Annotated in this window: 1 pseudogene; it reads left to right on the plus strand. The window is 41.3% G+C overall.

The features are described 5' to 3' along the window. A pseudogene (locus tag BHE89_RS01490) lies at nt 1-281 on the plus strand (ABC transporter permease subunit); the annotation flags it as partial.

Below are 281 nucleotides of genomic sequence, written 5' to 3' on the forward strand. Positions count from 1 at the left end.
TTATGGGCGACAGTGATTGGAACACCGTTAGGTATTCTTGCAGGGATTTATCTTGCTGAATATGGTCGCCGTTCATGGCTTGCTGAAACGACACGTTTTTATTAACGATATTTTGCTATCAGCACCATCAATCGTTGTCGGGCTCTTTGTTTACACCATTGTTGTTGCACAGATGCAGCACTTTTTCAGGATGGGCTGGAATTATCGCATTAGCGTTACTGCAAATTCCTATCGTTATTCGTACTACTGAAAATATGTTGAAGTTAGTCCCTGATAGCTTA

It is taken from the genome of Shigella sp. FC1967 (assembly GCF_001743005.1).
Taxonomy (GTDB): domain Bacteria; phylum Pseudomonadota; class Gammaproteobacteria; order Enterobacterales; family Enterobacteriaceae; genus Proteus.